Genomic DNA, 26,443 nt, shown 5'->3' with positions numbered 1-26,443 from the left:
GGAACGGTGCAGCGCCTGGCGATCCTTGCAGTGAGTGCTATCGGTGCTGCGGCAGTAGGCGTGGCCGGCCTGGGTGGGGCCGGCTACAACCTCTACTCCAAATCGCAAGTCGATCCGATGCGGCCTGTCGACGCCATCATCGTGCTCGGCGGTGAGCGCGACGGTCGCGAGGAATACGGCATCGAGCTTGCGCGTGAGGGTTTCGCGGCGAATGTGGTGCTGTCGAACCCGTACTGGACGGGCGACCGCAAGATGGCCGAGTTCTGCGCCATCCAAGATCACCGCTTCACCGTCACTTGCGTCCCGCCGCAACCGCCTACGACACGAGGCGAGGCCCTGTTCACGCGGGACCTCGCAGCTCAGCACGGGTGGACGAGCATCATGGTGATCAGCTGGCGCTACCACCTGCCGCGGGCGCGGTACCTCTTCTCTCGGTATTTCGACGGCGAGGTCGTCATGCGGCCGGTCCCACGGGACTATAACTTCAGCATCCCGCACTGGGGGTACATCTACCTCTATCAGACGGTCGGATTCGTCAAAGCGTTCTTCCAAGTACGTTTCTGACTTCGCATCATCTGGAGCGAACGGTGCGCGTGCCGACCTATTCCACCTTCCGAACGTCCAATGCGCGGTAGCGGTATCCGTCCTGGGTTCCACCGACCACCGTCTCGGGCTCGAACGTCACCGCGTGTCCTGGCGTCAATGAGCGAAAGCCCGGCCCTTCGACGAGACTGAAGTGCGACCACGCGCCTCCGGGGGTTGCGTCGGAATCGATCACGCCCCAACCCTCTTCGTCGATCCAGGTGCGCACGATTCCTGTGATTCGGTCGGCGTGGATCCGCGGCGGAACGGGAGGGAAGTCCGCTTCGGTGAGCTCCCTCGCCGTGCCGTCGGGAAAGGTGACCCACGCTCGGGTCGAGAATGGGCTGGCCGACGGCGGCGCGATGTACGGTTCGCTGCCCGCCGGCCACGCGCGAATCGTGGAGAAGCTGCACCCGTGCATGGGGCTGTCGAGCGCCTCCCACTCGAATTCCACCTGCTGGCCCTCGCGCAGCGCCGGGAAGCCGTCGACCGCCACACTGTGGAACAACGTCCAGCATCCGCCCGGCGTCTCGTCGGAATCGATGATGCCCCACATCGCCTCGATGCTCCAGCTGCGGACGACGCCAGTAGTTGTCATGTCGTCATTGTCGCGTGGTGCGCGTTCGGGCGGGCAAGTTTTATACCAGCTATTGACTCGAACAGACGTTCGAACTACGGTTGGAACATGGGGATCGGGGAGGATATCCAGGGGGCGCTGTCGGACGAAATTCTGACAACCGCGATCGGTGACGCGTGGCGTCTGGCCGAGGTCGAGTTGCTCGAATCGGTCGTTCGTATCTCGGACGAGATTCAGAAACTCGAGGCCCTGCGCGTCAAACTGGTCGGTGCGGTCGACCACCGCTGCACGGTCGATGTGCTGGGATTTCCGAACATCAAGATGTGGCTCGCCTCCAAGACGCTGCTCGAGGTGGGTGCGGCGGGGCGAATCGTGATGCTGGGCAGAGGTTTGCGACACCAACCGGAGATCGCGGAAGAATTCTATGGCACCAACATCTCGCCGGAGCACGCAGCGCTCATCATGAAATTCTGCGAAAGACCGCCCAAAGGCATGCCACGCGAGGCGCTCGACGACTGCCGAAATGCGCTGCTGCTCGCTGCATCCGGTCCCACCGCCAACACCGACACAGTACGCGCCGTCATCGCCCGACTGGAACGCGTCTTCGAATCCGACGACCCGCCGCCCAGCGAAGACACCGAACTCAACGAATTCCACGCCTGCAAAACACTCAACGGACGCATGGCCGTCAAAGGCGACCTCGACGCCGTCGCCGGCGAAATGCTGCTCTCCGCACTCTCCGGACTGTCCAAACCACGACCCGCGCAAGACGGAACCAAAGACGACCGCACCCCCGGACAGCGGCGGGCCGACGGATTTATCGAACTGCTGCGCCGCTACCTCAATTCCGGCATCGCCGGCGAAGAAGGTGGAGAACGGCCACACGTCTCACTCCACGTCAACATTCGCGACCTCGCCGAAAACACAGGCAAAAGCACACGAGGGGAGGAGAATGCCGCCGCACCGACCGACGGTGGACTCTTCGCCGTCGACGGCGTGGCATGGACCGAATGGATGGGACCGCTGAGCATCAAAACAACCCGCCTCCTCAGCTGCGACTCCATCTACACGCCCATCATGCTCGAAGACGACGGGGCACCACTCGACCTCGGCGCCTCCACCCGAACCGTGACCAAGCGACAACGAAAAGCGTTGGTCGCGAGAGACCGCGGATGCGCGTTCCCCGGATGCGGTGCGCCACCATCCTGGTGCGAAGGCCACCACATCATCCACTGGTCCGAAGGTGGCCCGTCCAACATGGACAATCTGGTACTCCTCTGCGGATTTCACCACCGACTACTGCATCACAGCGACTGGGAAATCGAGATGGGAGCCGACCGGCACCCCACGTTCATACCGCCGCAACAAGTCGACTGGGAACGGAAGCCGATCCCCGCCCATAACCGGGCCGGGCCCCGAGCCTCCTGACCGCACGACAACACAACATCAAGCCGACTCGGCGACAGGACGACTCCTGCCGCCGCATCGGCATGCCGTCGTCGCCGGACACCCGACATCACACCGTCGTCCCATCGACTCCGCCAAGCCGCTGCGGTCCGCCACATCCAACGTCATCCACGCCCGGTCGACATGACCTCCACCGTCCGCCCCGCGCCGAGGGGATCCCGCGCGGCAGCACATTCGATCGCATACCGCCGGACGCCAACATGCGTAAGGGCAACCGTCGTGGCACACCGTCGACAGGATCGGGCCGGGCACCGATCCGCTCGAACTCGTCGGCGCCGATGCCGCGTCGCACCACTTGCCCTACTGCTCTGCAGCAGAATGCGTGGCTGCACTCACGGCAAGAATGGCCGTCGCAGATGTCGGTCAACTCGGCGAGACGACTTGCCGTAGTCGTGTCACCGAACCGGGGCATAGTGATGAAGTCGGTCCCAGTGAACTACGACTCCAGCGTCGCCCAATGAGAGACCACCTCCGCCACACGATCGGGTTCGACACGGCATTCCTCCGGGGGCGCCGCTGAGCTCTCGAAACTCGAGATGACCGAAACCCCTAAGCGACTCTACTCCACCTTCCGAATGTTCAGTGCCCGGTAGCGGTAGCAGTCCTGCGTTCTGCCGACCACCGTCTCTGGTTCGAATATCACGTGCTGTCCCGGCGTCAGCGAACGACAACCCGAACCGGTGAGGTTGCTGTAGTGCGTCCACGCGCCACCGGGGGTGGCATCGGAGTCGATCACGCCCCAGCCCTCGTCGTCGCTCCAGGTGCGGACTACTCCGGTGGTTCGGTCGGCGTGAACCGTCGTCCCCATCGCCTTCGCAAGACCGCCACGATCAGCGACATCGAGCTTCATGCACGCACGGTAGATATGCCCCTCCACCGTGCGGACCGACACCACCAGCCGATCGGCGATCTCTCGATTCGACAACCCCGCCGCCACCATCGACCCCACCTCCCGCTCACGGCTCGTCAGGGGCAGGGGGTGAGCGGCCTCCACGAGCGCCGGAGACGACATGTGGTCGCATCGGGCCGCCAGGGCCTCCGCCGCGGCAGCACATTCGATCGAATGCCGCTTGTCTCCGGCATGCGTGAAGGCAATTGCCGCGCGGGCGTAGCCGTCGGCAGCATCGGGCAGGGCGCCGATTCGCTCGAACTCGGCGGCCGCCGACACCACCGCGCTCCCGTCGTTCGCCGCGACGGCCGCGGCCTGCCGGGCGGCAGCCTGCACGAGGTCGCCGTCGCAGACGTCCGTCAACTCGGCCAGCCGCGCCGCCGTCGAGGTGTCACCGAATCGGGTGGCGAGGTGCAGCGCCACCGCCTCGACTCCGAACTGACCGGCGGTACAAGCAGAATCGGCAGCCGATCGCGCGAGGCCGACCGCTCGGGACGTCTCCCCACGCGCGGCCGCCAGCCAGGCCTTCGACAATTCGAGTTGGGGGCCGAACACGGCAACGTGCCGGCCGTTCCGGGCTTGGGCCTGCGTGATGATGTTCTCCGCCTCGTGAACGCGGCCGAGTTCCGCATACGCCTGACCGAGGGCGATATAGGCGGGGAAACTCCACGAGATTGCGTCGGCCGTGTCGCCCACGTCGAGGGCCGCAATCGCCTGCTCCAGTCGATGCGCGGCGTCGGTGAACCGGCCGCGCGCCAGTTCCACCGTCCCGACCAGGATGTTCGCCAGGCCCCACGCTACGTACCGGCCGCTCGACGCCAGCGAGAGGTACTTCTCGGCACGCTGCTCCGCCGCATCGAAACGTCCGGTCAGGGTCAACGCGAGGATCTCACCGTGTGCGGCGGGGAAGCGCAGCAGTCCGTCGATCTGGTCGGCCACCGCAGCGCTGCGCGCCGCCAGTTCCGGCACGCTGTCTCCGCGTCCCATCAGAGCGAGGGACAACCCGCCGCCGAAGAACGCCCACTCCACCGCCCACGGCAGCACCCGATCGGCGGCCAGAATCGCCGTGGCTGCCGCTGCCGCCTCCTCGGGCCGGTTCTCGAACACCGCACACACCGAGCCGATTCCCTCGATGATCGGCACGAGACTGCGATGCGTCACCCTCTCGCGCAGCACGGCGAGCACCTCGTCGGCCTTCTCCGACTCGCCGCTCGCCCAGAACAGGTTGGCGATCCGCGACGTACCCCACCGCACCAGCTGCACCTGGTCCAGGCTGTCGGGCGCAAAGGAGCGCAACAGCGATTCGGCCTCCGTCGCGTGGCCCTGCCACAGAAGTGCCCGGGCGAGGAGGTCGGCCGCCTCGAAACCGCCGGTCTCGTCGAGCGCGGCGCGGGCGAGTCGTTCCCCCAGCGGCACATTCGCCAACCCGATCGCATCCTCCGCGGCGGTCACCAGCAGGTCGGGGTCGACGGACCGGTCGCTGTCGAGGGCCAACTCGGCCAGGCGAATCCGATTGGCGGATCCGACCACCGCCCGGCTGCTCAGGGCCTCCACGAGCTGTCCGCGGAGCCTGCGGCCCGCCGCGCGCCCCACCCGTCGGCGGATCACCTCGCCGAACAGTGGATGCGTATAGCGGACGTCGAGCCGGTGCCCGTCCTCGACGATTCTGACGAGGCCGCGGCGCTCCGCCTCCTCGACGGCGTCCTCACCCGCCAGCTGACCGAGGATATCCAGATCGAGCGGCTCGCAGAACGTGAGTAGCTGCAACGCCTGCAACACGTCGTGCGGAATCTGATCGATCCGGTGCTCCAGCAGTGATGCGAGTTCGGACGTGATGGCGGCCCGGCCGCGCAACTGCCAGACACCGCCGGATCGGCGCAACGTCCCGGCCTCGAGGGCGCCCTCGACCAGGTGCCGGACGAACAACGCGTTCCCACCCGACGCCTCCCAGATCATGTCGGCGCTCAACCCCTCGAGGGGGCCGTCCAGCACGGACTCGATCAATTCGATGCTCTGGTCCCGGCTGAACGGCGCCAGTTCGAGCCGCAAGAGGTGACCGTCCTTCCACAACGACGTTATCGCGTCCGGCACGGTCTCACCGTTGCGGACGGTGGCGACGATGTGTACCGCCCTGTCGAGGGCGAGCTGATGCAGGAACGTCGCCGAGAGCTGGTCGAGGAGGTGCGCGTCGTCCACGCCGATCACCACGTCGCGGCTGTGGCCGTCGTCGAGGAGCGCCTGCCGTGCCGCAGACAGGAAGGCAACCGGATCTCGGGAGGTGGACGCACCGACCAGATGGGCGAACACGCCCAGCGGGATGCTCCGCGCCGATTCGGTGCCCGCCACCCACTTCACCTCACGCGGCAACGACTCGGTGGCGAACCGCGCGAGGGTGGTCTTGCCGACGCCGGGATCGCCCGTGAGGACCACACCGCATCCCCCGGACCGAGCCGTGAGCGACGCGGTGATCGCGTCGAACTCGACTTGCCGCTGAATCAGAGGCCACGTCGGACCCATACCGATGAGTCTAGTTTTCTCGCGGCGCAGGTGACAGCACTGAGGCGGGTATCGGGCGAGAGTTGTCCAGCGCACCAGTGCAATACAACCTCGAAGTTGCTTTAGGCCGCAAAACTCCGGAGCCGTGGACGGATTGAGTGCCGGGACAAGGGGACGAGTTCGGTTTTGCGATCGACCGAACACGTGCCGCGCGGTCGGGTAGGACGCTACTCGCGAGATCAGCCGACATCGCGGCCACGCTGAATGGGTATCGCGGAAAGTTATTGCGTCGAACTACAGGAGAACGTCATGACCGCGCGCCCGGAGCCCTTCTTCAGTTGGACGGCGCGACGGGTGGAACTCGACAGGCTCCGCGAATCCGAGTCCGCCGTTCTGGTGTTGGACGAACTCGTCCCGCTCGAAACCGGCACCGCGCGACTGATCGCCACCCGCGACGACGACACCGACGTCGACTACCTCGCGCTGATCGTCGGCGACGTCGCGGGCGGACACGACATCGCGGTCCGCGGCGTCGACGAGGAAGCCCTCCTCATCGAGGGCAGCCGATCCGACTCCTCGCCGGAGATCCTGATCGGGCTGACGGCCACGCCGGCCGTCTGCGGTTGCTCCAGCGAACGGCACATCGACAGCCAATTGTGTCTCGACGGTCCCGTCCGGGCGATGATCGCATCGGTCGGCGTGAAATCCGTCGTCGTCGACTGGTATCACGTCACCTCCGCGGTCGCGTGAACCGAACTACTCTGCCCGCTGCATCGGTCCGGGCGAAATTCGGGTAGCGCAGCACTCGCGGAAACCGGGATCACGTGATGGACCGTTGAGGACGTCCAACGAGCGCCACTCCGGAGGCTCCGACACTCACCTCCCGGTCGCCGTCCCTCTCGAAAGGAACAGCCATGTCAGTACTCAACGTCCCCCACGATGCCACCGACCAGTATGTGGACCTGGGGGAATTATCCGAGGACGGCGCACTCGCCGCCGCCCGCCCTGTCTCGGGACCGGTCGTCATGGGCGCCGACCTCACCGCACCCGCCGCACTACCGGATCCCGAACGCCTTGCGAGCAAGGTGGAAAGCGAAGGCGCCGAACTGGACAGCGTCAACTGGGACACGCTGGCCGCTCAGGATGATTCCCTGTCGCCGACCGCGGAGATTCAGGGCTTCACCCAAATCGGCGGATCCGGACGCATCGTGTTCGGCGGCGGCGTTCCCGTCGGCGGATGGACGCAGATGGTGGTGTTTCCCGACGGCAGCTACAACTACAGTGGGCACCTGCATGTTTCGGGAGCCACCAGCTACACCGTGTCGGTGGCGTGGGTCCTCACCACCGGCTCCGGGCATCCCTCGTTCGTGATGCCGGCGAAGGGCCGAGTGCACGGCACATTCGAGCCGGGCTCCCGCGACTTCGACTGGAATCGGAGCGGAACCAATCCGGCGCTGCGCAACGCCTGGCCCATCTTCAACGCGCAGGGTTACCGGTGGCGGTGGTCGGCGGCAGCGAACCTCGACATCACGCCGCTCGTGGACAGCATCAGCAAAGCCCTCGGTGTGGTCGGGGCGGTGGTCGCCCTTCTCTGAACCACGGATCTCCGAACTACGCATCGCGGATCAACTCACACCACAGCGCCGTGTCCGGTGTCCCGGCCCGGACACGGTGCAGTACTCCACTCGAACCACTCACCCCGATCAAGGACGGCATCGTGATATCCCACGGAAATTCATACGGCGACAACGACGGCGACAACACGCTCGCGGCTCCCTCCGAGCCCGAAGTCACCGGCAGCCACGTCGTCGTGTTCACCGAAGGCGGCAACCGAACGGACGCCGCACAGACACTCCGCGACGTTGCGGGGCTGTCCGACGTGGCACGCAGCACCGAATTCGAATCCAGCGCGATGGACCTGGCGGAGACTCAGGCAGCCGACGCCGTCGTGTTCGACGAACTGGGGATTGCGGTGGTCACCGCGGCTCCCGACCAACTCGCGGCACTGCAAGAGGCCGCCGCCACAGACGGCCGGGTGCTCTCCATCGAGCCCGAGCTGATGCACTACGCACTCTCGGTCGGCACCGATCCACGTGTGGAGGCCGAAGCCGCCGGCTTCAGCGACACCGCGGATTTCACGTGGGGACTTCAGGCCACCAAGGTGACCGCGTCGGCGTGTGGGGGCTCCGGCGTCAAGGTCGCCGTTCTCGACACCGGCTTCGACATGGCGCATCCGGATTTCGAAGGCCGCGCCATCACCGCCCAGTCGTTCGTGCCCGGTGCCGCAGCGCACGACGGACACGGGCACGGAACACACTGCATCGGAACGGCGTGCGGCCCCAAGTCCCCGAGCATCACCCGCCGCTACGGCGTCGCCCACCAGGCAGAGATCTTCGTCGGCAAGGTGCTGTCCGATCAGGGGCGCGGAGCCGACCGGAGCATCCTCGCCGGAATCGAATGGGCGATCGTGAACGGCTGCCAGGTCATCTCGATGTCCCTCGGCGCGAACGTCGAGGCGGTGTCCGTCGCATACGAAACCGTGGGCAGCCGGGCGCTGGCGTCGGGGTCGTTGATCGTCGCGGCCGCGGGCAACAACGCGAACCGCGCGTCGGGGCAGATGGGATTCGTCGGTCCACCGGCGAACAGTCCGTCGATCATGGCCGTCGCAGCGGTCGACGGGGCGCTGGGCCTGGCCAACTTCTCAGCCCGCAGCAATCCCGTCATCGGCGGTCAGATCGACGTGGCGGGGCCCGGGGTGGGGGTGTTCTCCACCGTTCCCGTCCCGACGCGATACGGGTCGAAGAGCGGAACGAGCATGGCCACCCCACATGTCGCGGGCATCGCCGCCCTGTGGTGTGAGGCAACCGGGCGCAGGGGAACCGATCTGTGGTCCGTTCTCACCCAGCAGGCCCGGAGACTCCTGCTGCCATCCCTCGACGTCGGATCGGGATTGATCCAGGCCCCGGCATGATCCGGATCACCGTCACCGTCGACGCCGACCACCTCGACACCATCGAAGCGGTCGGCGCGGCGCTGCGGCAACGGGGAATGCGCGTCGACCAGGTGCACCGCACGATCGGAATCATCTCCGGCGCCGTCGGCGAAGACGACCGTGCCCTGCTCGAGTCCGTGCCCGGCGTGCAGTCCGTCGAAACGGAGAACACCATTCGGATACCGCCGCCCGACGCCAATCCGCAGTAGCGGCGGTATCCGACCGGGATCAGCTACCGCAATTCGGCACGTCCACCGTGACATTCGGCGAATCCACCAACGGCTGCACCGGAACCCGGGCCTCACCCGGCGCGGCGGGCTCGGTGAGCTGATACGTGACCTCGGCGGTCTTTCCTCGCTGAACCATGGCTCGCACGCTGAACACGGGGTGGCCCAGTTCGCTGCCGGTGAAGACGAACTGCTGTGCGCCGTTGATCGTCACCTTGTCGAGAGTTGCTCCCTGGGTGGCCAGCAGCGACAGGTCCACGGCGTTCGTGCCTTTCGGAACGTTGCCGACCGTCTCGAACAGGCCGGCGACGTAGTCGGGAAACTCACCGGCGGGGGTGTTGTTGGTCAGGCGCACCGTGACGGTCGAGGTCCGGGTGTCGCCGACGCAACTGTCGGCCACGTACGAGATCTCCCGCGTCAGGTAGTAATCGAGCTTGTTTCCGCCCTGGTTGTTCACCACGACACCCGCGTACGGCGCCGCGTCGTCCGGAACGGTGTTACCGACCTTCGTCGTCGAAAGCACCTGCTGGAGTGCCGGGTCCGCGCTCCACACCGCGATGCGGCCCTCACCGGCGGCCTTGCCCAGTGCGTCGAGCAGGGCCTGCGGCGACGACAGCTTGCCGGTCATCTTGTCGACCACTCGCGCGGCGACAGTCTGCAAGTACTGCTTGCGGGCGTTGTTGTCGTCGGCGAATCGCGCGTATGCGGTCGATTCGGTGAGTTCGACGACGTTGTCCTTGGAGATCACCTCGCCGTCCGGCATGGTGACCGGTCCGATGGCGCCGAGCACGTAGCTGAGGGCCACAGGATCGGTCGCGACGGCGCCGTCCACCTGCTCACCGGATTCCTGTGCCCACAGCGACTTCCAGATCTGCGCGGCGTACGGGAAGTGCGAACTGAGGTTGCTGTTCCGGAAGTCGGTGGTGGGCCGGCTGGCGCCGTACCGTGCCTCGAATTCGGGACCGAGGTCGAGCGGTTGTTTGGCCAGTGACAGCTCCGAGTTCGAGGCGAGCGTATCGACCTTGGCTCGACCGTCGTTGGCGCGGACGATGCCGAATCCGCCCAGCAGGCCACCGGTTCCACGCGCCTCGGCGTTCGTCTGAAATCCGAGGAAGTAGTTCCGCGGACCGTCTCCGCCGAGCATCGCCGGCACCACCTTCGCGGCGATCGCGGTGTTGCCCAGCAACTTCGACAGCTCGGCCGTCTGATCCTGCAACGCGGTGCGCGCCTCGTTCACCACACCCAGATACGCGGCCTCGTCGACGTGCTGCGCCTGATCCGACAGCGCCTGCGCGGCAACGGATGTCTGATCCAGGACCGGAACTGCGTCACGCAGCGACTGCACGTTGACACGGCCACCGCTCTCGATCAGCTGATCCGGAGCCAGCGTGCTTCCGGCATCCACGGCCGGAGTCAGCACGTCGTGCGTGAGGCCCCGCACGACCTCGGAGATCTGCTGAGAAGTTGCCAACGGGCTGCCGAGGACGGGAACAGCCGCGGAGACGCTCCACGGAATCGAGTGCGTGTTGTCGTACGCCATCGACGCGTACTTGTCGGCGTCCGCCGCCGATCGCTGAGCGTCTGCGGTGTCGCCGTCGAGCAGGGCGTCCTTTGCGAGTTGCGCGTGCGTGCGCGCCTGCTCGAGATTCGCCTGCGCCTCACGGGCGGTGTAGCCGAGCCACGCGCCGAACGCGACGACGACCACCACGGCCACTGAACCGCCGACGATCAGGCGGTGCCGGAGGCGATGAGCGCGCAGCTGCGGTTGGTGTGTCCGGCGTTTACGGACACGTCGGACCGGGCCGTCCGCCGCGTGGGTCCGGTCGTCCGAACCGTGATTGCCCGGGCCTGACGTGCCGAAACCCGACGGGCCCGTGACGTTGTCGTCCATTGCTGCTCGGCTCCTGTCTGAGGGGTGTGCAGAGATTATCGTGACGTTGTGCTCACACTGCCCCTCGTGTGGAGCGGTGATGATTTGCCCAGTATTGTCTAGTCCAGGTAACGAACCGCGAGGCGCCCACGATGTAGGGCCCGTCGAGGCACGGCCTCACAATTTTCGGGGTAGGGCTGAGTGGCGGGACAACTGGGCGTTCGGGCCCTGTGAGAACGGGGTGGCGGAAGTGAGATCATTTCCGCTTTCGCGTGCGCAACAAGCGCTGTGGTTCGCTCAGCAACTCGACCCGGCCGTGCCCTTCAATATCGCGCAATTCGTCGAGATTCGCGGAAGGATCGATTACGACCTACTCGTGTCGGCCACCGATCGCGGTAGCCGCGAGTTGGAGTCGGCTGTGGTTCGTCTGGTGGATGTGGCCGGTGAACCCCATCAGGTGGTCGACCAGAGCATCGAGGATGCGCTCGTCTACCGGGATATGCGGGATCTTGCGGATCCGGTCGCCGAGGCCCACCGCTGGATGGCGGACGAATACAGTCGGCCCCTCGACGTGATGACCGACCGGTTGATCTCCGCCACCTTGCTGCACCTCGGCAAAGACCATTATTTCTGGTTCTCCCGCACGCACCACCTGGTGATGGACGCGTACGGCGCCATGGTGCTGATGAATCGAGTCGCGGAGCTCTACACCCATCTCGTCAGCGGTACCGAGGAGCCGCAGTCGAAGGCGATGAGCCTGCGTGCGATGTACGACGCGGAGAGCGAGTACCGAACCACCGACCGATACCTCCGCGATCGCGAGTATTGGGCGGAGCGCACCGCTGAACTGCCCGAACCAGTCAGGTTGACGAGTCGGCATGCGCGACCGACGTCCCCGCCGCGTGTCGCCAGTCGTGTCATGGAGGCCGCCGTCGCGAGCCGGATCGAGGAACTGGCCCGCGCGTGGAACTCGTCCGAGGTCCCCATCATCGTCGCCGCCTTTGCCGCGTATCTGGGACGAATGGCCGGTGCCACGGACGTGGTACTGAGCCTTCCTGTTTCGGCTCGAACCACGGCGTCCGCGCGCCGGTCGGCAGGAATGATGGCGAACGTCGTGCCACTCCGAGTTCATCTCGATCCCGGTGGAAGCGTGGAAGAGCTGGTCCGTAAGGTCCAACTCGAACTGACCGGTGCGTTGCGTCGTCAGCGGTACCGCCACGAGGACATGTGGGAAGGCCGCGCACAACCGTCACGCCGCGGGTTCGGCCCGACCGTCAACGTGATGAACTTCCACCGCGAGATCGTGCTCGGTGACCTCGTGGGGGAGTTCAACGTGCTGACGACCGGGATCGCCGACGACTTGTCGCTCAACCTGTACCCCTCGGTGGACGGTCGCACCGTGCGCGTCGACTTCGAAGCCAACCCCGGCCGCTACGAGGAAGCGGAACTGGACCGGTTGTTGTCGCGGTTCGTCGACTTTCTGGGCTCCTTTGCGGCGGTCGAGAGCGACGCCTTGGTGGGCGCAATCGACGTGCTCACCGCTGAGGAGCTGGCCGACGCTCTGACGAGCGTTCCCGGCCGCGAGCCCGACGCGACGTGGTTGCACGAATTGTTTCTGCTGCAGGCCGCCGAACGCCCGGACGCAGTGGCGGTCACGTTCGAAGACCAGTCGTTGACATATGCGGACCTGGAGGCACGCTCCGCCGCGGTCGCTTCGTCGCTCGCCGAGTCGGGCGTCGTCGCCGGCGACATCGTGGCGGTCACGCTGCCGCAGTCGCCGGAACTGATCGCCGCGATCATCGGGGTGGTGCGCGCCGGGGCCGTCTACCTGTCCGTCGACCCGCAGTATCCGGCGGAGCGCATCCAGTTCCTGCTGGACGATGCGAAGCCGGTGGCGGTGATCGCGGATGCGGCTGCGCCGCCCGTGAGTACTTCTTACCCACGGGCGGTTAACAAGTACTCACGGGTGCGGAGCGCATACGTGATCTACACGTCCGGGTCGACCGGCCGGCCGAAGGGTGTGCTCGTCTCGCACGCCAATGTGCTGTCGCTGCTGGCGAATACGCGGGACGAATTCACGTTCGGGCCCGACGACGTGTGGACGATGTTCCACTCACCGTCCTTCGACTTCTCCGTGTGGGAAATGTGGGGTGCCCTCACCACCGGTGGCCGGCTGGTGCTCGTCGACCACTTCCTGGCCCGGTCACCGCAGGAGTTCCAGGCGTTGCTGGTCCGCGAGGGCGTGACGGTCCTCAACCAGACGCCTTCGGCGTTCGGTCAGCTGGCAGCGGTCGACGATGACGCGGACCTGGCGGTGCGGCTGCTGGTCTTCGGTGGCGAAGCCCTCGATCCGACCCCGGTGTGGCCGTGGCTCGCCCGGCATCCCGGGGTCCGTGCGGTCAACATGTACGGCATCACCGAAACGACCGTGCACGTCACCGCCACCGAACTCGACCCCGCCGCCCACGACGCGTCGGGGACCATCGGCCGTGCGCTCCCGGGTGTGCGGACCTACGTGCTCGACGCCGCGCTGCGCCCGGTTCCGCCGGGCGGGGTGGGGGAGCTGTATGTGGCGGGGGCTCAGGTGTCCTCCGGATATCTGCACCGTCCCGGGCTGACAGCAGAACGATTCGTCGCGAACCCGTTCGTCGAGGGCGCGGTGATGTACCGATCCGGTGATCTGGTCCGCTACCGCGGCGGCGGCACCCTGGACTATGTAGGACGCGCAGACGCTCAGGTCGAGTTGCGCGGCTACCGCATCGAACCCGGCGAGATCGAGGCCGCGCTGCTCCGGCATCCCGGCGTCGAGCGAGCGGTGGTCGTCCTCCGCGACACCGCCGCCGGACGGCAACTCGTCGGATACGTGGTGGCCGACGTCGATCAGCCGACGCTGACCCAGCACCTGCGGACGGTGCTGCCCGACCACATGATGCCCGGCGCACTCGTGCACGTGCCCGCAATTCCGTTGACCGTCAACGGCAAGGTGGATCGCGCTGCCCTCCCCGATCCGGGGATCCGGCGTGCGGACGCGCAGGGCACCCACACGCCCATCGAGGATGTGGTGGCGGATGTGTTCGCCGAGGTGCTGGGCGGGGCCGAGGTGGGGACTCGGCACAACTTCTTCGACCTGGGCGGCAATTCGCTGCTCGCCACGCGGGTGTCCGCGCGGGTGAGTGCGGTCTTCGACATCGACGTCACGGTGAAGGACCTCTTCGAGGCTCCGACCGTCGCCGAGTTGGCCGCCCGGATCGAGGGGCGGTCGGGTGATGGGCGTCGGCGTCCTCCGCTGCGGCCCACGTCGTGCGAAAGTCGCGTCCCGCTCTCGCCGGCGCAGCAGCGGATGTGGTTCGTCAACCAATTCGACACCGGGGCCTCGGGATACAACCTTCCGCTCGTCGTCCGACTCGACGGAGAACTGGATGTGTCCGCCCTGGCGTCGGCGGCACACGACGTGATCGAGCGGCACCACACGCTGCGCACCGTGTACCCGTCCGATGCCGGCGGTGTGCACCAGGTCGTGCTCGACGCCGACGACGTTCCGCTCGACCTGGCTCCCATCGCGCTGCCCGAGGACGCCGTCGACGCTCACCTGCGCGCATTCGTCGACAGCGGATTCGACGTGTCCGTCGAGGCGCCCATCCGGTCGCGGCTGTATCGCGTCGGTCCCGAATCGCACGTGCTCGCCCTCGTGGTGCACCACATCGCCGCCGACGCGTGGTCGCTGACCCCGCTGATCCGCGACACGATGACGGCGTACCAGGCGCGCCTCGGCGGCGGCAGCCCCGACTGGGCCCCGCTTCCCGTGCAGTACAGCGATTACAGCGTGTGGCAGCGGGCCGTCCTCGACGACGCGTCCGCCGACACCGTGCAGCGCTACTGGCTCGACACCCTGGCCGACCTGCCCGAACAGGTCACCCTGCCCGCCGACCACCCGCGCCCCGCCGCGGCGTCCGGTAGGGCAGGCACGGTCGGCGTCGAAGTCGGCGAACACGTGCACGACGCGCTGAACACGCTGGCGCGGGGCGGTCGGGCCACCACTTTCATGGTGCTGCACGCCGCGCTGGCCGCCGTCCTCTCGCGGTACAGCGGCAGCCGGGACGTCCCCATCGGCACCGCCGTCGCCGGTCGCACCGATCCGCAACTCGACGACCTGGTGGGCATGTTCGCCGGCACCCTCGTGCTGCGCACCGCGGTGGACCCGTCTGCCACCTTCGCGGAACTGCTCGCTCACGTCCACGAGCGGGACATCGCCGCCTACACGCACGCCGACATGCCGTTCGAGACGCTGGTCGAATTGCTGAACCCGGCGCGGTCGACGTCCCACCACCCGCTGTTCCAGGTCGCGCTGTCGATGCAGCGGAGCCGACCGGGCCCGGTAACGTTACCCGGGCTGACGGTGACGCCCATCGGTGACGTCGTGGACCGGGCGAACTTCGATCTGCAACTGACCGTCACCGACTCCGGCCCCGGCGGACGCCTGCACCTCGACTTCGGTTACGACGCAGACCTGTACGAGCACTCGTCGGTCGAGCAGTTCGCGGCGCGTCTGGTGCGGTTCCTCGAGGCCGTCACCGCAGACCCGCAGCGCCCGGTGGGGGACGTCGACCTGTTCGACGCCGCGGAGCGTGCCGCACTCGTGCCCGCTGCCGGCCCCCGCGCCCCCGAGCCGTCTACGCTGCGCGCGATCCTCACTCGGGGTGCCGCCGTGGCACCGGACGCCGTCGCGGTGTCGGGTGGGGGCGTCGAACTCACCTACCGCGAGTTGGACGCCCGTTCCGACGCCGTCGCACGGGAACTCGGCGAGGCCGGGGCGGGTCCGGGAACGCTGATTCCGTGGGCGGAGCCCCGGTCGGTGGACTCGGTGGTGCGACTGTGGGCCATCGCGAAGACCGGCGCGGCCCCCGTGCTGTTCGACCCCGCCCGCACCCCGTTCCCTCCACGCGAGTGGCAAAGCGTGCCGGGCCACACCGTGCCACTTACGTGCGAGGTGGCGTACGTCGTCTACACCTCGGGAACGACGGGCACTCCCAAGGGTGCCGCGATCACGCACGCCGGGTTGGCCGCCCTCGACGCCGACCTGCGCGCCCGGTACGCGGCCGGTCCCGGGTCGCGGATGCTGCACCGCGGCGCAGCCGGATTCGACATGACGCTGCTCGAGGTCCTGGTGGCGGGGGCGTCGGGAGCCACGCTGGTGATCGCGTCGGACGCCGAATACGCCGGTCCCGCGCTCGCCGACCTGATGGAACGCGACCACATCACCCACGCGTGCATGACACCGACGATCCTCGCGACCCTCGGCGAACGGGAACTCCCGGACCTGCAGATGCTGATGGTGGGCGGTGAGCGGCTCGGCAGCGAGTTGATACACCGCTGGGCGCCGGAGCGACGCCTGTACAACGCGTACGGACCGGCCGAGACCACCATGTACGCCGTCAGCACCGGACCGCTCGCGGTGGGGCAGCCGGCATCCATCGGCGTTCCCCTGCACGGGGTGTCCGCGGTGGTACTCGACGACCGGCTCCGCCCGGTACCTCCCGGCGTGCCCGGCGAGCTGTATCTGGCGGGCGGCGCACTGGCCCGCGGATACCAGGATCAGCCGGCTCTGACTGCGGAGCGGTTCGTCGCCGCGGACGGCGGCGCGCGCCGGTACCGCACCGGCGACCTGGTGCGCTGGCGGAAGACCACCGCGGCCTACGAGCTCGAGTACCTGGGCCGCAACGACTCCCAGATCAAGATGCGGGGAGTGCGCATCGAACCGGCGGAGATCGACACCGTCATCGCGCGGCTCGCCGACGTCGTGTTCGCGGCCACCGTCGTGCGCACCACCGGTGCCGGCACCGACGTGCTGGTGTCCTACGTGCTGCCCCGGGGACCCGTCGACATTCACGAACTGCGGCGTCGCCTCGCCGAACTGTTGCCGGCGTATCTGGTGCCGACCGCCGTGGTGGTGCTCGACGCCGTGCCGCCCACCGTGAACGGCAAACTCGACCTGCGGTCGCTGCCGATGCCGGAACTGGCGGTCGCCGAGAACGACCCGCCGCACACCGACACCGAGCGCACGGTGGCCGGGGTGTTCGCGGACGTCCTCGGAATCGAGAACGTCGGCCGTGGCACGCACTTCTTCGACGCGGGCGGCAACTCCCTGCTGGCCACGCAGTTGACGGCCCGGCTCACCGATTCCGTGGGGCACGTGGTGCCGCTGCGAACCCTGTTCGCGCGTCCCACCGTCGCCGAACTGGCCGAAGCCCTCGACGACGCGGTCCCCGAGACCGACCTGCGTCCCGCGCTCGTCGCGCGACCCCGGCCGGACCGCATTCCGTTGTCGCGCAGCCAGTACCGCATGTGGGTGCTGAACCGGACGGATCCCGAGTCGCCGGCGTACAACCTGCCCGCCACGGTGCGCATGGACGGGGCGCTCGACGTCGCCGCGCTGACCGCGGCCTTCGAGGACGTGATCCGGCGGCACGAGACGCTGCGAACGCGGTACCCCGTGGACGGGCACCCCTACCAGGAGATCCTGGACCCGGAACCGCTCGACCTGGATCCGATCGACGTGCGCGACCCTGCCGAATACCTGCAGCGGTTCGCCTCCCGTGGATTCGACCTGACCCGTGACCGGCCCATCCGGGTCGCGCTGCTGCGACTCGATTCCCGAAGCCACGTGCTGGCCGTGAACATCCATCACATCGCCGCCGACGGGTGGTCGCTGACCCCGCTCGTCGCCGACGTACTGACCGCCTACGCGGCACGCCGCTCCGGCACCGCCCCGCACGGTGATCCGCTGCCCCTGCAGTACGCCGATTACGCCCTGTGGGAGCGCGAACTGCTGGACGGCGAATACGGGCAGCGCCGGGTCGAGCACTGGCGTCGAGCGCTGGACGGCGTCGACGGCACGGCGCCCCTTCCGGCCGACCGCCCGACGAGCACGTCCACCCGCGCCGGCATCGTCGAATTCGGGGTCTCGGCGGACGTGCAACGGGCCGTTCACCGCCTCGCGGCGCAGCACCACGCGACACCGTTCATGGTTCTGCATGCGGCGCTGTCCGTGGTGCTGTCGAGGCACGGTGCCCGGTCGGACGTCGTCGTCGCCACCGCCGTCGCCGGTCGGGGTGACCGGGCACTGGATCCAGTGGTGGGCATGTTCGTGAACACCCTCGCGCTGCGGGCGCAGGTGCTGCCGGACATGCCGTTCACCGGACTCCTCGCGCAGGTCCGGGATTTCGACGTCGCCGCATTCGAGCACGCCGATGTGCGGTTCGAGGTGGTCGCCGGACTGCTCGGGGGGCGGACCCCGCAGGTGGCGCTGGCCCTGCAGAACCTGCGGATCCCCACCGTCGAGGCGGCGGGCCTGACGGTAACGGCCGAGGAATTCGACACCGGAACAACGAAATTCGACCTCCATCTCACACTCACCGAGACGTTCGACGACGGCGCCCCCGCAGGGATGACCGGTGCCGCGGTGTACTCGCACCTCTTCGATCACGCGACCGTGCACACGATGGTGGGCAACCTCGGACGGCTGCTCGAGGCGATCTGCACCGACCCCGGCATCGCGGTGGGGGACGTCGCGTTGCCCGGCGGAGAACCACTCGTCGGCGCGCGACCCGCCGAGGAACGCACCCTGGCCGAGATCCTGACGGCCACCGCGGCCGGATACCCCGACCACGACGCACTCACCGACGGCGACATCACGCTGACCTACCGCGAACTGGACGAGCGTTCCGACGCGCGGGCCCGGGAGCTTCGGGCGCGGGGCATCGCACCGGGCGAAGTGGTTCCGATCGACCTGCCGCGGTCGCCGGACTTCGTGGTCGAACTGTGGGCCATCGCGAAGACCGGTGCGGCGTTCAGCCCTGTGAGCGGTTTCGGTAGCCAGGGCTACCAGAAGTGCGCACGGGACGTGGCGTACGTGATCCACACCTCCGGCTCCACGGGCACACCCAAGGCCGTCGCCGTCACCCACCGTGGATTGGGGCCCCTCACCACGGAGGTGGTGCGGCGGTACCGGGTGGGTCCCGGCGACCGGGTGCTGCACGGCTACAACCCGGCCTTCGACGCCGCGCTGCTGGAGATGTTGCTGGCGTTCGGCTCGGGGGCCTGCCTGGTGGTCGCGCCCGTCGACGTGTTCGCCGGCGCCGAACTGCATCGGCTGCTCGTCGATCAGCGTGTCACGCACTACCTCTCCACGCCGTCCGTCCTCGCCACACTCGATTCGCGCGGCCTCGAATCGGTCCGCGTCGTCGGTGTCGGAGGCGAGGCACTGAGTTCCGAGTCGGCCGCGACGTGGAGTGCCGGACGGCTCCTGCTCAACGCCTACGGTCCGACCGAGTCGACGGTGGTCGCGACACTGGCCGAGATCGCCCCGGGGTCCGCGAACGGTGCGGTGACGATCGGCGCCCCGATCCCCGGCACCACCGCGCTGGTGCTCGACCCCCGGCTGCGGACCGTCCCCGTCGGCGGTGTCGGTGAGCTCTACCTCGCCGGTCCCGGGCTCGCCCAGGGGTACCTCGGCGCACCTGACCGGACGGCGGAGCGCTTCGTCGCGGCCCCCGACGGCACCCGCATGTACCGCACGGGCGACGTGGTGCACCGACGGGCCGACGGCACACTCTCCTTCGTCGGCCGAGTCGACCGCCAGATCAAGCTGCGCGGCATGCGTGTCGAACCGGCGCAGGTGGAGGCGGCCCTGCTGCAACTCGACGGTGTCGAGCAGGCCGTCGTGTCGGTGCAGCGCCTCGACCTCGTCGCGTTCGTCGCCGGAACGGACGTCGACTCCCGCACCGTGCGCGAGCAGCTCGCCGGCTCTCTGCCCTCGTACCTGGTGCCGTCCCGGGTCGTGGCGATCGACGCATTGCCGCTCACCGCCAACGGCAAACTGGACGTCGCCGCGCTGGAGGCGTGGGACGACGACGTGATCGCGGTACCTCCCCGCACCCCCGTCGAGGAGATGGTGGCCGGCGTGTTCGCGGACGTGCTCGGCACCGCCCGGATCGGCGCCGGGCACGACTTCTTCGAGGCCGGCGGCGATTCCCTCTCGGCGACCGCGGTGACGGCTCGCCTGTCCGCGACGTTCGGCGTCGACGTCCCCGTCCGGGCGCTGTTCGAGAACCCGAGCCCCGCGTCGCTCGCTCGCTGGCTGAACCAGCCCGCGCCGGGAGTCGCGCGGCCGGTGCTCGTTCCCCGCCCGAGCGGTGCGCGGGTGCCGCTGTCGCCCGCGCAGCAACGGATGTGGTTGCAGAGCCGGGTCGACCCCCAATCCGCGATGCACAACATGGTTTTCGTCACCCGGGTCGGTAACGACGTCGACGTCGACGCTCTCGAACTGGCGATGCGGGATGTGCTGCAACGGCATTCGGTGTTGCGCACCGTCTTCCCCGTGGACGCCGACGGTCCGCACCAGCGGGTCGTGCCCGTCGACGCCGTGTCCGCGAATCTGGCCGCCGGTGCACCGGACGTGTCCGTCGACGACTGGAGCGCTCGGCCCTTCGACCTCACCAGCGAACCTCCGGTGCGGGTGACACTGTGGCGCACCGGCACCGGCGACTACACCCTCGGTGTCGTGGTGCACCACATCGCGTTGGATGGCGGGTCGATGGGGCCGCTCCTCGCCGACCTCGACACCGCCTACCGGTGCCGCGCGACCGGGTCGGCCCCGCACTGGGCGCCGCTGTCCGTGGACTACGCCGACTACGCGATCTGGATGCGCGATGTGCTCGGGGAGGTCTCCGACCCGGCCAGTCTCGTCCGGGCCCAACTCGACCATTGGGCGCACGTGCTCGCCGGAGTGGGCGCCCCGCTCCCGCTGCCCACCGATCGTCCCCGACCGGAACTGCCCAGCCGCACCGGGGCGAGTGTGGAGTGGACCCTCGGGGAAGACGTGCGCGAGCGCGTCGGCGCACTGGCACGCAGCCGGGGAACGACCGTGTTCATGGTCCTCCACGCGGCCCTCGCGGTCCTCCTGGCGCGCGTGAGCGGACACCCCGACGTGGTGGTGGGCACGGCGGTAGGGGGTCGTCCCGACCCGGCGCTCGACGCCGTGGTGGGCATGTTCGTCGGCACCGTGGCACTCCGGACCCCGGTGTCGCCGGCGCAGTCCTTCGAGGACTTCCTCGCCGACGTCCGCACCGTCGACCTCGACGCGCTCGCCCACGCCGACGTCCCGTTCGACGACGTCGTCGCGCATCTCGCCCCGCCCCGGTCCGCGGCGTACAACCCGCTGTTCCAGGTGATGCTGACGTACCAGCAGGCCGTCGAATTCCCGCAACTGTTCCTCGGCACCGACGAGTACCGACCCGACACGCAGGCAACGGAGTTCGACCTCGCCTGGGATGTGACCGACGCACCCGACAACCTCACGGTGCGGCTCGACTACGCCACCGACCTGTTCGACCGGCCGACGGCACAGACGCTCCTGCGCCGGTTCGCGGTCGTCCTCGACGCCGCCCTCACCAACCCCGCGGCGGCCGTCGGCGACCTCGAGATCCTGGGCGACGCCGAACGCGCCCGACTCGTGCAGGGACCCCGCACCGCGAGCACGCCGCGGACGCTCCGCGACATCCTGGAAACCCGTGCCCGCGCAACCCCGTCCGCCGTCGCGGTGATCGACGGCGACACCGAGTGGAGCTACCGCGAACTCGACGCACTGTCGGACCGCTGGGCCCGCGCGCTCGCGTCCCGCGGCGTCGGCCCCGAGCACGTCGTCGCGGTGGCGACACACCGCGGCCTGAACTGGTTGGTCGCGGTGTGGTCGGTGGCGAAGGCCGGTGCCGCGTGGATGTCGTTGGATCCCACCCACCCCGCGGAGCGGCTCGACTGGATGCTGACGGACTCGGGTGCGGTGCTCGGGCTCACCAGCACCGACGTCGCCGATCTGCCCCGATCCGTCGATTGGATGAACCTGGACGAGCCGCCGACGGGTGACGCGCACCCGATCGCACCCGACGTGGACAACGTGGCGTACGTGATCTACACGTCGGGTTCCACCGGCCGGCCCAAGGGCGTCGTCGTGACCCACCGCGGTCTCGCGACACTCCTCGCCACGCCCGCCTACGCTCCGGCCGCGGATGGCGGCGACGCGGCCCGGGTGCTGCAGTTGACGTCCCCGACCTTCGACGTGTCGGTGTTCGAGATGCTCTGGGCCGTGTCAACGGGTGGTGCCCTCGTGGTGGCCCCCGCCTTCAGCTACGCCGGGGACGAGCTGGCCCGGTTCCTGGTGTCGCAGAAGATCACCCACTTCACGCTCACGCCGACCGTGCTGGCGTCACTCGACCCCCGGCGCCTCGCTCCGTCGACCGTCGTCGTCGGGGGAGAGGCACTGCCCGCGGACCTCGCCGCACGCTGGTCGCGCCGGCACCGACTGTTCAACGCGTACGGTCCCACCGAGTTCACCGTCGACGCCGCCGTCGCGGGCCCGCTTGGACCCGGCCACCCGATCACCGTCGGCAACGCCCTGGACGGCAACGCCGCCTTCGTCCTCGATGCGCGCCTGCATCCGGTGCCCGACGGCGTGACCGGGGAATTGTATCTGGCCGGAAGCGGCATCGCGCGGGGGTACGCGGGCCGAACCGACCTCACCGCAGGACAATTCGTGGCACACCCCTACGGCAAGCCGGGGGAGCGGCTCTATCGCACCGGCGACCTCGTGCGGCGTGACCCGAACGCCGAACTAGAATACCTGGGCCGCAGCGACTCCCAGGTGAAGATCCGCGGAATCCGGGTGGAACCCGCCGAGGTCGACGCCGTGCTGCTCCGCCACCCCGGCGTCGAGTTCGCCGTGACGACAGCGATGCAGACCACGACGGGCACCGTGCTCGTGTCCTACGTCGGTGGTGCCGCGAATCCGGCGCCCGCGTCCGTTCGCGACTTCGCCGCCGGCCGGCTGCCGCGGCACCTCGTTCCCGCCTCGGTGACGGTCGTGGACGCACTACCGCTCCTGCCGTCCGGCAAACTCGACCGCGCCGCCCTGCCGGCCCCGACGGTCGAGATCGCCGAAACCATGCAGCCCGCAGGCGAACTCGAACAGGCAATCGCCGCGGTATTCGGGGAAATCCTGGGGCGGGACGAGGTACCCGCCGACGAAGCCTTCTTCACCCTCGGCGGAACCTCGATGGGAGCGGCGTCGGCGGCGACCGCACTGCGCCGTCGGCTGGAACGCGACGTGCCCATCGAGTGGATCTTCACCGACCCGACGGTGCAGCGACTGGCCGCACGCATCGAAAACGGCGCACAGTTCGCGAACTTCTTCGACACCCTGGTCGAACTCCGCCCCGCCGAGACGGGAGCGCCCCTGTTCTGCGTGCACCCGCTCAGCGGATTGGCCTGGTGTTTCAGCGGTCTCGCGGACCACATCGGCGACCGTCCGCTTTACGGACTGCAGGCGACCGGGGCGCCGGACCTGCCCGAGACGCTGTCGCAGCTGGCCGCGCGGTACGTAGACGCGATCCGGGTCGTACAGCCGGACGGTCCCTACCACCTGCTCGGGTGGTCGCTCGGCGGCACCGTCGCCCACGAGATGGCCGTCCAACTGCGGGAAGCCGGCCACGAGGTGGCGCCGCCTGCTCTCCTCGACACGCTCCTGCCGCAGCATCAGCCGCCCGAACCCGAAACCCTCACGGAGGACGAGTTGATCGCGCAGTTCGGCGAATACGTGAGCGTCGACCGGTTGCGCGAGATCCGGGCGGTGATCGAGCGACTCGAGATGATCGCATCGACCCACAGCCCACGCGTACTCGACGGCGACCTCGACCTTTTCGTCGCCGCCCAGGACCTGACCCGGCACCCGGACGTGGTCGACGCCTGGCGTAGTCACGCCGACGGCGTCGTCACCGGGCACCACATCGACACCACGCACTCCGAGATGGCAGACCCGGGCCCGCTCGCCGAGGTCGGCCGACTGCTTCGGAGATCGGGGGACCACGGCGAACCGTGACGCACGTGACGCCGGCAGTGGACCTCATCACTAAGATGTAGCGATTCCGTCGGGTCAAGACGATGTGAATGACAGCTCGATCGCGCCGCCGCGCGCGACGCAATGTGGAAGAGACTCGATAATGGAAATTCAGGACTACCTGCGAATTCTGCAATCCCGATGGAAGATCATCGCGATCACCACCGTGGTAGCGATCCTCGGCGCGCTGGGGGCGTCGTTGATGACGACGCCGATCTACGAAGCCTCGACACGGTTGTTCGTGTCGACGTCCGCCGGATCCTCGGTGAACGAGGTCTACCAGGGCAACCTGTTCTCGCAGCAGCGGGTGACGTCCTACACGAAACTGCTCACCGGCGAGACCCTCGCCCAGCGGACGATCGACAAGCTCGATCTCGGCGGCTCGGCCGCGGCGCTCGCCTCCCAGGTGAAGGCCAGCTCCGCGCCCGACACCGTGCTGATCGACGTCAAGGTGCAGGATCCGTCGCCGGAACGCGCCCGCGACATCGCCAACGCGCTGTCCGACGAGTTCGTCGTCATGGCCCGTGAGCTCGAGACCCCGGAGAAGGGCGGCGCCCCCGCCGCTCGCGTGGTCGTCGAACAGCAGGCGCAGACCCCTTCCGCTCCTGTCTCACCCAAGACGCTGCGCAACCTCGCGCTGGGTGCCGCGGTCGGGCTCCTGCTCGGCATCGCCTTCGCCGTCCTGCGGGATCGCCTCGACAACACGGTCAAGGATCGGCGCACCGTCGAGGAACTGGCCGGCTCGGCGCTGATCGGCACCATCCCGTTCGACAAGGACCGGCAGACGCAGCAGGCCATCAACTTCGCCGAAGGCAACTCGTCGAGCGCCGAGTCCTACCGGGAGCTGCGGACCAACCTGCAATTCCTCGAGGTCGACAACCCGCCGCGCGTCATCGTCGTCACCAGTTCGCTGCCCAGCGAGGGCAAGACCACCACCGCCATCAACATCGCCCTCGTGCTCGCGGAGGGCGGCCAGAACGTGTGCCTGGTCGAGGGCGACCTCCGCAAGCCCCGAGTGTCGAAGTACCTCGGTGTCGTCGGTTCCGTCGGCCTCAGCAGCGTCCTGGCCGGCAAGGCCGACCTCGACGCCGTGCTCCAGCCGACGCAGTACTCGGGCCTCACCGTCCTGGCGTCCGGCCCGATCCCCCCGAATCCGAGTGAGCTCCTCGGAACGGAAACCGCCCGCCAGGCGCTGGCCGAGCTGCGCGGACGATTCGACTACGTGATCGTCGACGCGTCCCCGTTGCTGCCGGTCACCGACGCGACCGTGCTCACCGCGATGTCGGATGGTGCGCTGGTCATCGCGCGGCACGCCGAAACCAAGCGAGATCAGCTCTCTCGGGCGGTGGGCAACCTGCACAGCGTGGGTGCGACCATCCTCGGGACGATCATCACGATGACGCCGAGCCGCGGTCGGGGTGTGTACGAGTACAAGTACTACTACGAGACCGACAAGTCGCTGCCGCAGATGCAGCAGGCCGCCCCCGCGCAGGCTTCCGTCCCGCAGCCGCCCGTTCTGCAGCAGGCGCCGCGGCCGCCGGCACCTCCGCAGGCCCAGCCTCAGCAGGCCCAGTACGTGCACGACGAGTACACGCCGCACCCGTACGGTCAGGACGGGGGAGAACCGCAGGACGTCCCGGCCTACCAGGGCGCCCCGGCGTACCAGGACCAGCAGTGGTACGGAGGTCCCGACCAGTACGGCCACGAGCAGCAGGCGGACGCACCGATGCCTTCCGCACCCCGGCGCACCCGCCGCTACCGTGACGACCAGGACTCCTGGTCAGAGGCGGACGCTCCGCGTAATCACACCCAGTAGATCGGCGATCTCGGACCCGATGGCCAGGAACGTGTTCTCGTCCTGTCCCATCGGGTCCGGCACGTCCTCGGGCGTCTCGCCCGCCTTGTGCCTGGGACGTGCCGCCGCCAGATCGGCCACGGATTTCGCATCCGCGGCCTCCGCGAGGCGGGCCGCCTCCCGGAGGGTGAACGTCTTCTTCAGCTGCTCCGGTGCGAGTGCCAGCACCTTCTCGCGCTGACGCTCGGTCATCGTCAGCACCAGATCGGCGTCCACTGCGAGGTCGGCGGTGAGCATCCGTGCGGTGAACTCGCTGGGGTCGCCGCCGAGCCCTTCGAGGACTTGCGCGGCCGTCGGTTCCATCGGGCGGCCGACCGCGGCGCGCGTACCTGCACTTTCGGCAGTCAGATCGGTGATCCCGAGCTCCTCGGCGTAGGCCACTGCGAGGCGCTCAGCCGTTGGGGAGCGGCAGACGTTTCCGGTGCAGACGAAGAGAACATGCATGGGCGAAGCATAGGGTCTCGGCCCGCACCGTCCGTACACGCACTGTTGGCTTCGAACATCAGCCGGGGAAATATCGCGCTCACCTGCACTGGTTATCA

12 protein-coding genes are annotated in these 26,443 nt (G+C 68.4%); 8 read left to right on the top strand and 4 right to left on the bottom strand.

The genetic code is table 11. The annotated features are described in order from the left end of the window. Window positions 1–30 precede the first annotated feature (30 nt). Entirely contained in the window at window positions 31–564 is a 534-nt protein-coding gene (locus H0B43_RS09300) for a YdcF family protein (protein WP_397517540.1), read from the top strand. A 37-nt stretch (window positions 565–601) separates the two neighbouring features. Here the strand turns inward: H0B43_RS09300 and H0B43_RS09295 are convergent, their stop codons facing one another. Next, on the bottom strand, window positions 602–1,138 hold the full coding sequence (locus tag H0B43_RS09295; RefSeq protein ID WP_252189838.1) for a cold-shock protein: 537 nt from the start codon (window positions 1,136–1,138) through the stop codon (window positions 602–604). Between the two features lie 129 nt (window positions 1,139–1,267). On the opposite strand from H0B43_RS09295, the gene H0B43_RS09290 reads away from it, so the two are divergent. Continuing rightward, window positions 1,268–2,587: an HNH endonuclease signature motif containing protein gene (locus tag H0B43_RS09290; protein WP_185730049.1), complete on the top strand. Its 1,320-nt coding sequence runs from the start codon at window positions 1,268–1,270 to the stop codon at window positions 2,585–2,587. Window positions 2,588–3,185: 598 nt separating this feature from the next. On the opposite strand, the gene H0B43_RS09285 is transcribed toward H0B43_RS09290, so the two are convergent. After that, the gene (locus H0B43_RS09285) at window positions 3,186–6,032 is read right to left on the bottom strand and encodes a LuxR C-terminal-related transcriptional regulator (RefSeq protein WP_185728181.1); all 2,847 of its coding nucleotides are present in this window, start codon (window positions 6,030–6,032) and stop codon (window positions 3,186–3,188) included. 288 nt (window positions 6,033–6,320) lie between these two features. Between H0B43_RS09285 and H0B43_RS09280 the strand changes: the two genes are divergently transcribed. From H0B43_RS09280 to H0B43_RS09265, 4 genes are all read left to right on the top strand, one after another. After that, on the top strand, window positions 6,321–6,761 hold the full coding sequence (locus H0B43_RS09280) for a hypothetical protein (protein ID WP_185728182.1): 441 nt from the start codon (window positions 6,321–6,323) through the stop codon (window positions 6,759–6,761). 164 nt (window positions 6,762–6,925) lie between these two features. After that, window positions 6,926–7,606: a hypothetical protein gene (locus H0B43_RS09275; protein ID WP_185728183.1), complete on the top strand. Its 681-nt coding sequence runs from the start codon at window positions 6,926–6,928 to the stop codon at window positions 7,604–7,606. 122 nt (window positions 7,607–7,728) lie between these two features. Continuing rightward, entirely contained in the window at window positions 7,729–8,982 is a 1,254-nt protein-coding gene (locus tag H0B43_RS09270; protein ID WP_185728184.1) for a S8 family serine peptidase, read from the top strand. Continuing rightward, window positions 8,979–9,212 (top strand): hypothetical protein, encoded by a 234-nt coding sequence (locus tag H0B43_RS09265; RefSeq protein WP_185728185.1) that lies wholly within the window; start codon window positions 8,979–8,981, stop codon window positions 9,210–9,212. The genes H0B43_RS09270 and H0B43_RS09265 overlap by 4 nt, the downstream gene beginning before the upstream one ends. 19 nt (window positions 9,213–9,231) lie before the next feature. Here H0B43_RS09265 and H0B43_RS09260 read toward each other — a convergent pair whose 3' ends face one another. Continuing rightward, window positions 9,232–11,121 (bottom strand): DUF4012 domain-containing protein, encoded by a 1,890-nt coding sequence (locus H0B43_RS09260; RefSeq protein WP_252189839.1) that lies wholly within the window; start codon window positions 11,119–11,121, stop codon window positions 9,232–9,234. A gap of 229 nt (window positions 11,122–11,350) precedes the next feature. On the opposite strand from H0B43_RS09260, the gene H0B43_RS09255 reads away from it, so the two are divergent. Then, window positions 11,351–24,028, top strand: coding sequence for a non-ribosomal peptide synthetase (locus tag H0B43_RS09255; RefSeq protein ID WP_312037613.1), 12,678 nt, complete (start codon window positions 11,351–11,353; stop codon window positions 24,026–24,028). A 121-nt stretch (window positions 24,029–24,149) separates the two neighbouring features. Further along, entirely contained in the window at window positions 24,150–25,862 is a 1,713-nt protein-coding gene (locus H0B43_RS09250) for a polysaccharide biosynthesis tyrosine autokinase (RefSeq protein WP_185728187.1), read from the top strand. Here H0B43_RS09250 and H0B43_RS09245 read toward each other — a convergent pair. Then, window positions 25,827–26,345, bottom strand: coding sequence for a protein tyrosine phosphatase (locus H0B43_RS09245; protein WP_185728188.1), 519 nt, complete (start codon window positions 26,343–26,345; stop codon window positions 25,827–25,829). The genes H0B43_RS09250 and H0B43_RS09245 overlap by 36 nt on opposite strands. Between the last annotated feature and the right edge of the window lie 98 nt (window positions 26,346–26,443).

Origin of the sequence: Rhodococcus sp. 4CII (assembly GCF_014256275.1) — a bacterium.
Taxonomy (GTDB): domain Bacteria; phylum Actinomycetota; class Actinomycetes; order Mycobacteriales; family Mycobacteriaceae; genus Rhodococcus_F; species Rhodococcus_F wratislaviensis_A.
Note: the sequence above shows the minus strand (reverse complement) of the source record. Positions and strands in the feature narration are given on the sequence as shown.